5 protein-coding genes are annotated in these 9,687 nt (G+C 42.6%); 2 read left to right on the top strand and 3 right to left on the bottom strand.

The features are described 5' to 3' along the window. Both AC58PQ_RS28445 and AC58PQ_RS28440 read left to right on the top strand, forming a co-directional pair. Positions 1–310: sensor histidine kinase (locus AC58PQ_RS28445; protein ID WP_497247576.1), on the top strand; the 310-nt coding region annotated here is incomplete at its 5' end. A 6-nt stretch (positions 311–316) separates the two neighbouring features. Continuing rightward, positions 317–1,873 (top strand): response regulator transcription factor, encoded by a 1,557-nt coding sequence (locus AC58PQ_RS28440; protein ID WP_497247574.1) that lies wholly within the window; start codon positions 317–319, stop codon positions 1,871–1,873. A gap of 112 nt (positions 1,874–1,985) precedes the next feature. On the opposite strand, the gene AC58PQ_RS28435 is transcribed toward AC58PQ_RS28440, so the two are convergent. The 3 genes from AC58PQ_RS28435 to AC58PQ_RS28425 all read right to left on the bottom strand — a co-directional run bounded on the left by AC58PQ_RS28435 (position 1,986) and on the right by AC58PQ_RS28425 (position 9,612). After that, positions 1,986–2,789, bottom strand: coding sequence for a response regulator transcription factor (locus AC58PQ_RS28435; RefSeq protein WP_497247572.1), 804 nt, complete (start codon positions 2,787–2,789; stop codon positions 1,986–1,988). A gap of 429 nt (positions 2,790–3,218) precedes the next feature. Beyond that, positions 3,219–4,376: an S-layer homology domain-containing protein gene (locus AC58PQ_RS28430; protein ID WP_497247570.1), complete on the bottom strand. Its 1,158-nt coding sequence runs from the start codon at positions 4,374–4,376 to the stop codon at positions 3,219–3,221. 373 nt (positions 4,377–4,749) lie between these two features. Further along, the gene (locus AC58PQ_RS28425) at positions 4,750–9,612 is read right to left on the bottom strand and encodes a discoidin domain-containing protein (RefSeq protein WP_497247568.1); all 4,863 of its coding nucleotides are present in this window, start codon (positions 9,610–9,612) and stop codon (positions 4,750–4,752) included. Positions 9,613–9,687 lie beyond the last annotated feature (75 nt).

Raw genomic sequence — 9,687 nt, 5'->3', positions numbered from 1 at the left:
GAAAATAACGATATCCGGCACTATGGTAACCCCCGATCATTGGGAACTGATCATCGAAGATAACGGTTCTGGTGTTGAGCCTGCCAAACTGATTGAAATCAATCAATTGATAACCACTTATCGAAACAATTTTCTAAACGGTAAATTACTAACGAATCTAAAGATCGGCGGATTAGGCGTCTTAAATACGTATGCAAGATTAATGATGCATTACGGAAAGCCATTTTATTTGCAAATAGATAATCTAGAAGATCGAGGTTGCAGGATTCATATGGGTATTAAAGGAAAACTAGAAAGCTATGGAGGATAACGCATCATGATAAATGTGGTAGTGGCAGAAGATAAACATCCAATTTTACGCAGCATTGTCAAGAAAATAGAAGAATACAGTCCTGATATAAGGATCGTAGGCGAATTCACGGACGGATTATCCGCGTTGCAAATGATTAAACAAATGAAACCGCATATTGTGTTTACCGATATTCGGATGCCCGGTATGGATGGATTTAAGCTCATATCCGAGGTAAAAGAGCAAGCACCAGACACGATCTTTGTCATCATTAGCGGGTACGGGGAGTTTGATTATGCAAGGCAAGCGATGCAGCTTGGCGTTACGGAATATCTACTTAAACCTGTTACGCAGAAGTCGATCTTTGAAGTACTCGATAATGCCGTGCAGCGCGTAACTACAAGCAGGCAAACCAAAGAATATCTCATAGTTTCCCAAGCGATCAAAAGCTGGAACAATCTTTCGCAAGCAATTGAATACGAAGAATTACCCTACGACAGATACTTTATTATGTTGATCTGCGCAGGCTCATTCTCCAAATTTCTAATCGATGTCGCCAATCCATTGCATGATTTCTGGCTGCAAACAGACCTTTCCTCATTTCTCATCACCCAATTCCCCGATCTCGAGCCTTTTTGGGTGCTTGACGGACAAGCGATGAACGAAGCAGTCGTTGTATTTAGTTGCAGCCATAGTAATGAATTAGACTTTCAAACAATCATTAAGAGTATGATAGAGAAATTACCTACACCAAGAGTCCCCCTGACAGTTGCAATCAGCAACCCAGTATCAAAGATCCCTAATTTGAAACTGGAGTACCAAATGACAAGAGCTGGTATGCAAAAATACTTACAATTCGGCAAATCAAGTATCGTCATTGCAAAAGATGCGAAGTTAAACTTGCCAAATGATCCTGGGCTCGAGCAAACGATTGATGAGCAGAAACTCGTTTCGCTCGTGAAGCTTAAGAAAAAACTGCCGTTTTTCACCGAAATCGAGTCCATTATGGCTCGTTGGGCAGCAAACGATTATACACAGAGTGCCATTGAAGCATCCCTGTCACAGATTATTAGTGCATGCAGCAGAGCAATTGTCGACAAGCGTATCGCGGACAGCGATTTGAAGCTAGAATTAGATGAAATTATATCGATTTCCAAAGACTATCCATCGCTTTTGCGGAATATTACATTTCTATTTGAGAACTTCTTTCTTCATTCAGGTAATTCCGATCCGAACCCGAATTATGTGAGTGAAATCATGGAACAGGTCGATTCCTATTTTCAGGCGCAACTGTCCGATGAAATTTCCATCAACGATATTGCGGATCGGGTGAACCTGAACGTGTCTTACTTGAGCCGGGAATTTAAAAAGTATAAAGGTATCGCTCCTATTGAGTATCTGACTCAACTTAGGATTGATAAGGCCAAACAATTACTTACGGATGACTCCAACCTACAGTTTAAAGATATTGCCACTCTAGTCGGTTATAGCAATCAATACTACTTCAGCAAAGTATTTAAATTCATTACGGGCTTGACGCCAACTGAATACAAAAAATCCTTTTCTAAGGAATCGAAAAGTTAACGGATTGTTGACTCCATTTCTGGACAATATAACTAGACAAAAAGCTCATGAAAGGTCCCCCCCTCTCATGAGCTTTTAGCTGCTAAATACGTAATCACTTTTACTTTTCTTCTCACGGATTCTTAGGAACAACACGACTTCCGGACTTCATTAAATTCGTCGGACTTGCGCCTGTATACTTCTTGAACACATTACAGAAGTATTTATATTCACTGAAACCCGTCATACTGGCTATTTCATATATCCGGCATTTACCTGTGGCGAGCAATTCTATTGCTTTTTGAATCCTGTATTTGTTCAGAATGTCCAAAAACGATTGGGATGTAATCACTTTAAACTTACGACTCAAATAACTTGAACTTACTCCTATTTCATCGGCAATAGCCTCAATAGTCAGCTTTTTATGGTACTCATTTTTGATTTTCTTGATCGTCTCACTAACATAATAATTCATTTTTTGTTCGTCATTAAATAAACTATCCAAGTCGAATTGTTGTGTATCCCCTATCGTTTTCAATTTTTTATTGTCGTCGTAAACCTTTCCTTCCATAATGCCGTGCCTGATATTTCCAATAACTTCAGCTAGTTTGATTTTATCCACAGGTTTAAGCAAATATTCAAACACTCGCAATGAAATAGCCTGCTTCGCATATTCAAATTCCGTATAGCTGGTCAGGATAATACTATGAAACGGATAGATTCTCAACGCCTGCTCCAACATTTCGATTCCATTCATAACAGCCATTCTAATATCTGTAATCACTAAGTCGGGACGAAGCTCCTCAATCAATTGAAGTCCCTTTTGTCCGTCATCGGTATCCCCTACAACTGTGCAACTCATTGACAGCCAATCAACGGTATGAACAAGCCTTTTTCTGATAATCTCTTCATCTTCAACGATGATCAGCCTCAGCATGGTCGCTACCTCCCCTATCAATCGGCATTGTTATCATTTTGCTCCAGGATATGTCTTATCTTTTATAAAGTTTGCGAATTCATCCATCACCATCTTTATCGATCCAAGGTCTGGAGGCGATGTCGATCCTGAACAATTACTCGATCAAACCTTTCCTCTAAAACATCGGGAACCTCATATAGTAAATAAGAGAGACCGTTAACTTCTCCTCGATACGAAGCGGGATAAGACAAATACTCCTCTTTTGTCAGGATGGGAAGTACAGAAATATCGCTGGACATTTTGCATTCTATCTTACAACTAATAGCTAATCGTAAATTGGTTTTTATAAGAATAACCTGTTCAAATTTGTTATCATATAAGCAAAATTTCAAACGATTATCCCTCCATTTCCCACTTGAAGTCCGCTCTGGTCTGCCTTGATGAAAATTAGTTCATGCTATCCAATAGTGTTTTCAACTCAGGATCAAGGTTCAATGCATTTAGAATGACCGTAAGAGCTTCCGAACGTGTGGAGTTGCCATGCGGATCAAAAATGCCATCGTTCTTGCCACTGATGAGGCCAGCTTCTGCCGCATCTTTGATTTGCTCAACTGCATAGGAGCTTGCGCTTTCCAAATCTGCAAAGTTACCCTTGGAAGCATCCTTATTCAGATTACTCAAGTTGATAACACGGGATAAAATGATGACCATTTGCTCTCGACTGATCGTTTGGTCGGGCCTAAAGGTTCCGTCTTCGTATCCGACAATCACTCCTGCACTAGTGAGTTTCTGAATAACGCCACTAGCCCAGTGACTGTCTAGATCGTTCAGTACAACGAAATGATTACCACGGCTGCTGATATCAAATACACGCGTGATGATTGCAGCAAACTCGGCTCGTGTAATGTTGCCATCCGGATGGAAAGATCCATCCTCATATCCATCGATAATACGCAGTTTCACGAACATACCTATGGTATTTTCGGCCCAGTGTCCTTTAATGTCAGTCAATTCAATTTTCGTGTTCGATGTATTGGACTCCGCTACCTTAGTCTTAATAGTTTGAATGAAATCTCCTACAGAAATAATGTCGCTATTTAACACGCCATTCGTATTAGTTGGGATCATTTTGGTTATAATAGCCGAAATCTTATAATTGCCAGAAACAACATTAGACTCTAATTTCGAATTCACCAGGTTCACACTGTCTAGTTTAATTTCAGCCGATCCTTGATTTTTCGCTTTAAATGTCAGTGTTGCCAGTGTCACATTTCCGTTCTTGCCTGAAGCATTTCCTAATTGCGAATTTGCAATTAGAACTTTTTCCCCTTTCACAATGGGTCCCACAGCAAAGCCTTTACTGTCACTAGAACCACTGATACACTCCAAAAGGCTTGTGTCAAAAGATAAATTAACTTCATATGCGTACAAGTCGCTTACTTGCTTTCCACTCACCGTTACTTGAAAATTATCGCCTGCCGATATGCTGTCATCTGAGATGGAAAGGAATAAATCCGGTCCTGAGTTTGCTTGTACACCGAGTGATGGAAGTAAAATCATGGTTAAAATAACCATCAGACCGAATGCGTGTATTTTTTTTATCATCGTAGAAATTCTCCCTTTCGTACAACATGGTGTGGTTAAAATACCGAATTCTTTAAGTGCCTCTTGAAGGATCTAAAAAGAAATTTTTCGATATTTATAATATTCCAAAGGGCAATCCTAGCGGTACTTTCCAAGTCCCCTATAGCTTTCAGATAACGTATATAGTCTATTATTTGTATTGTTCAAAATACAATCAGTTGGTTTTCTACTTGAGTTAACTTCTCGAATTAAATGTCAACGTAACTAGTTACATCGCCGTCTAGAAATGAAACCTATTTTAACCTCTTGCAGAATGTGAAAATGGAAGGGGGAGACACTAAATCTCCCCCATTTCTTTACCGATTCATTTAATCCTTAATCATTCGAAGCTGTATTATTGCAAAATCGCTCTAGCTACAATGGCAAGGTCTAAAATGTCTACTTTGCCGTCATGATTGACATCCGCTTTCTCATTCCAGCCCTCTTGACCTGGTTCTTTTTTGTATGCAACTGCTACAGAAGCCAAGTCTCCAATTGAGACACCATTTCCATTGATATCTGCGGTTATTAACTTGCTTGTGAACACTTGAATTGCTGCTTCCAATGCATCTTTCGCATTATCCACCTCTTGCTGAGTCGCGCTTGAATTATTCGCTACTGCACTGGCCGTATTAATTGCCGACTGTAATAAAGCTTTGGATCCAGTCGCATACAGACCATCATCATTACCTTCCGAAGCTGCATTGTGCTTCGTCTGAGCGCTTGCGATTGCCCCGTTCAAAAGCGACTTATCTACAGGTATAGCAGGTACAGTGATTTGGATCTCACGTGAAGCTCCGCCGACCTGCAATTCATTCCCCTGTGCATTGGCAATCACAACATTGTCGACAGAAATTGTCGTATTGGTTGCCTGGGTTACAGATTTAGCCGTAAATTGGATTGCGAGTAAATCGCCTTGGGCAGGCACGACCGCGCCCGTGCTTGCAGCCACAATTCGGATATGTCCTGGAGCTGTTTCTCTCGTATAGAATTGGAACCCTTCTATCGGGGATGTCACCGAATCGAATTGCACACTTGCAGGGTCATACTGCAGTGCGAAATCCTGCGCATACACTTGCTGGTATACGCTTTGCGTAACGTCGGTCAGTCCCATCGTCAGATTAAAAGTTTGGCCAGCGTTCACCTGCAGTACACCTGTCAATGTAGACTTTGGTGTTGCTGGTGCCGCCAGCACAGTCACGCTGACGCTTGTTGTCAAAGTTACGTTATTCGGATTTCCCACACCTTCAGGTAGAGTTACAGTTCCATTTACAGTGAAGGTCTGTTCAGTCTTAACAGCTGGATCATAGTTTGAAGTCTCGACACCCCATGTCACATTGGCATTCACGCTTCCTTTATCGGTTACCAACTCAACAGGTGCAGATAATCCAAGGGCCGCCGCTGTCTTCGCTGTACCGCTCGCCACTCCTGTGATGGCCGCCGGCGCTGTGATGCTCATGAGATTCGGCACTACCGATGGTTCCACATTTACAGTGATCTCCGCAGCCGATGCATATCCGTTAGCGCCTGCTGTTGCTTCGAGCCTGACATAGGATGCATTTGTCGAAGCAAACGTTGCAATTTTCTTTGTATTGTCGTTTGCCCAATCTCCATTTGCAACCTTAGTAAAGGATACGCCGTCCATACTTGCATATACGTTGTAACTTGTGATAATTCCATTGGGGCCTGATTGCCTTGGCAAATACAAAATAGAATTGATGTTATAAGTTCCTCCCAAGTTTATGGTAATGGATTGGGGGAGAACATCAGATTTATTCCACTTGGTATGCCAGTACGTTCCTGGGTTTCCGTCAATCGCATTGGAGGCTGCGTCGTTTTCCCCAGCCGTTTCCTGACTTGTCGCCGTTGCCGTCATTTGGGATAAAGGGATCTTATTAGCAGCTACGCTAATGCTTGTTGTCAATGGCACTTTGTTGAGATTTGCCACCCCAGCTGGCAAATCTACAGTTCCATTAACAGTGAAGGTCTGTGCTTTCTTTACATTCGGATCATAGTTTGAAGCATCTACTTGCCATGTCACATTAGCATCCAAACTGTATACATCGGTATCCAATGATACTGTCGTTGGCAATCCAAGGGCGTTCGATGTCTTCGCCGTTCCGATGTTCACTCCTGTGATGGCTGCCGGCGCTGTGATGCTCATGAGATTCGGCACTCCCGATGGTACCACAATTACACCGATCTCCGCAGCGCTTGCATACCCATTGACACCCGCTGTAGCTTCGAGCCTGACATAGGATGCATTTGTCGAAGTAAACGTTGCAGTTTTCTCTATAGCGTCGTTTGCCCAATTTCCATTTGCTACCTTAGTAAAGGATACACCGTCCGAACTTACATACACGTTATAGCCTGTAATATTTCCGTTGCCGCCTCCTGGCCTTGGTAAATACGCTACTTTATTGATATTGTAGGTTCCTCCAAGACTTAAGGTAATCGATTGGGGGAGAACATCGGATTTATCCCACTTCGTATGCCAGAAAGTAGCTGGGTTTCCGTCAATCGCCAATGAGGCAGCGTCGTTTTCCTTAACCGTTTCCTGACTTGTCGCCGTGGCCGTTATGTTTGACTGCGGGATCTTATTTACAGTTACATAAACGCTTACTTTCAAAGGTACATTGTTCGGGTTTTCAACACCTCTAAGCAGGGCTACTGTTCCTGGTACCCTGAAGCCCTGGACATTCGTTGAAGATGGATTGTAATTAATGCCGCTTAGATCCCAAGTCACATTGCTATTCACGTTTCCATTTTTGGTAACTAGTTGTACTGTTGGAGGTAATCCAAGAGCTGACGCAGTCTTTGCCGTTCCGAAAGATGCTGTTATCGGTGAAGGTGCTGTTATTCCAACAAGATTCCACTGTCCACCCTGCAGGCCTACTCTCAATTGGGCGGTGGATTCCGCAGACCGATTTCCTTGTCCATCGACAATGTATAATTTGTAAATCCCGGTAGCTACAGGAACGGCAATCGAAGTCGCCGACCCGCTTGCCTTAGTCATGGTTGAGCCCTCTGTGAAACTGGTCGTTCCAGAAGGAGCCAGCCAAACGGATTTGCTGTCATCGCCTGCAGCTCGAATCGGAAGCGACAATGTCGCTGGGTCGTTAACAAATACACTAGCAGGAAGCACATAATCCTGTAACCGGACCGTAGTCGACGGTACGATGTTTTTATAGGCGGTTTCAAGACCCGAGTTCCTCGCAATACTGTAAGCTTCCGTCGGCCAAACCGCATCGTCATAAACGATTACATTGTCGATTATACTGTTCGGCACGTTCTTAGAATATATTTTATTGATTGTACCGTAGGTTTGAGTGATCGTTAGATCATGCTGTAATCCCCATGTTCCTGAATGTATGATCGACGTGACCCCTTTACTTACATCGGTAAGATTGTTTGTATAGGACATAAAAGCAGATCCCGCATCCGGATGGAGTGCGTATTTATGACCGGAGGGAATACCTTTAATATAGTTGTCACTAACTTTCGTCCCTGGCTGCTCTCCAAGCGTATAAACTGCACCACCATCGTCCAACATGTGCATGGTATCAATAAATTCGTTATAGCTGATATTGTTGTTTTTTGCGATTGTGGTTGGAATATTTGGCAGCATGGAATCGGAGTCTCCGTTAAATTCCTCCCATCCCCAACCAAGTGAAATCCCTTGATATGGCGCTTTTTCTATGCGATTGTGTTGCACTGTCAGCGAGTCAACAAAGAAAGCCATAATACCGGCAGAACCTGGGAAAAACCTCGATGGTTCTAATACATAGTTATTTGTAATACGGATATTTTTCGGCGCTCCCTCGGTTCCTTCCCTATACCGTTCTTTGGATGCAGGTGCTCCTTCCGGATGCTTGTAGGTTACCGGGTCATTCTCATAAACATGTTGCGGGTGGCCGATAGAAATAGCGCTTCCCCCTGTTGAATAAATATAGTTTCCAGTTACAGTAATATTTTGCACATCATTTTCGATGGAGATACCAACTGCTCCTGTAAACTTCACTTCACTATCAAGAATTTGAATGTCGTTAGCCGAATTGATTTTAATGGCGCCAGGATATATATCAAAGTTTCGGTAAAAGTCTTTATGATCGTTACTACTGCCGTAAGCAGTTAAAACGGTTGAACCCTGTGTAGTAGAAGCACCGCTCGAATTACCAACGTGATACAAGTTATAATCGCTGTGTGCAAAGCTAATACCTTTGAAAATAATATGATTCGCCCGTCCAGTTATCGGTGTACCTTCTATACGTACCAACGTTTCTACCGATGGAGCGATGATTTCCGACGTACTCAGATCCTCGCCTGCTCGTGGGTAATAATAGAGGGTTTGTCCCTGTCTATCAAAGTAAAATTGTCCTGGACTGGTTAGCCATTCAAAGACATTGTATACATATTGAGTACCACTCGTTTTATAACCAGTGTGTGTGTATCGTTGTGCAATTGAGCCGAAAGGCTGCTGCAGCATAGCAGCTACCTGGCCGTTACCAATATCTTTAAATTGATCGAGAGTAACTATAAAACGATTCCAGGTCATTTGCGTTTCAAGCTCGATATCCGATTGGTTTCTCGTCGTTAAAGGAATGTTGGATGCACTGAACACGGGCCCAGCAGTCAGCGAACCGCTTGACCAAGCCCAGGAGTCTTGCCCTGCCGTAATGGTGTATGTACCGTAACCGCTTCCAATTGTGGCTAAAGACTTGCTAGTCATAGATGCACGTTGCCCATTTACATACAATGCTCTTAACTTTGTATCTCTAGTCAATGGCGCCTTGTAAAGATTAGGATTCGTCGAGTCCTTCGTCCAGCCGCTGACTTGTTGTCCGCCGCTAATTACAGGCTTTTCATTCGAGTACGCTTGATAAATAATATTATATCCATTAGTGCCTGAATCATTCTGGCCGAGTGTAATAGTATTACTGATTCTATAATTGCCTCCGCGAAGATAGACATAAATATTGCCAGTCATATTTTGGTTTATTTTGCGTACTTCATCACGCGCGTGTTCAATCGTTGCAAATGGATGGCTTATCGAGCCGTCACCTGTGAGATCATCACCTGCATTTGCAACGTAAATTTCTTTCATGATGTTTGATGCTTGCACTTGCGTATCCACTGCAGCGGATACGCTGGACAAGGCGCTCATGCTTAGGACGATCAGCGAAAGCAGCGCTATTAACCATTTCTTGGAATTTCTCATCTTGAATTTCCCCTCTCAGTTTAACTAGGCAATACTTGAGAACATATGATTGTTCCGCTTTCCATTACATGACTT

It is taken from the genome of Paenibacillus sp. J22P143, assembly GCF_059692035.1.
Note: the sequence above shows the minus strand (reverse complement) of the source record. Positions and strands in the feature narration are given on the sequence as shown.

What these genes read in the sequence shown, in the direction of transcription:
- AC58PQ_RS28440 (WP_497247574.1), top strand. Translation starts at nt 317, where the DNA reads ATGATAAATGTGGTAGTGGCAGAAGATAAACATCCAATTTTACGCAGC.
- AC58PQ_RS28435 (WP_497247572.1), bottom strand. Translation starts at nt 2,789, where the DNA reads ATGCTGAGGCTGATCATCGTTGAAGATGAAGAGATTATCAGAAAAAGG.
- AC58PQ_RS28430 (WP_497247570.1), bottom strand. Translation starts at nt 4,376, where the DNA reads ATGATAAAAAAAATACACGCATTCGGTCTGATGGTTATTTTAACCATG.
- AC58PQ_RS28425 (WP_497247568.1), bottom strand. Translation starts at nt 9,612, where the DNA reads ATGAGAAATTCCAAGAAATGGTTAATAGCGCTGCTTTCGCTGATCGTC.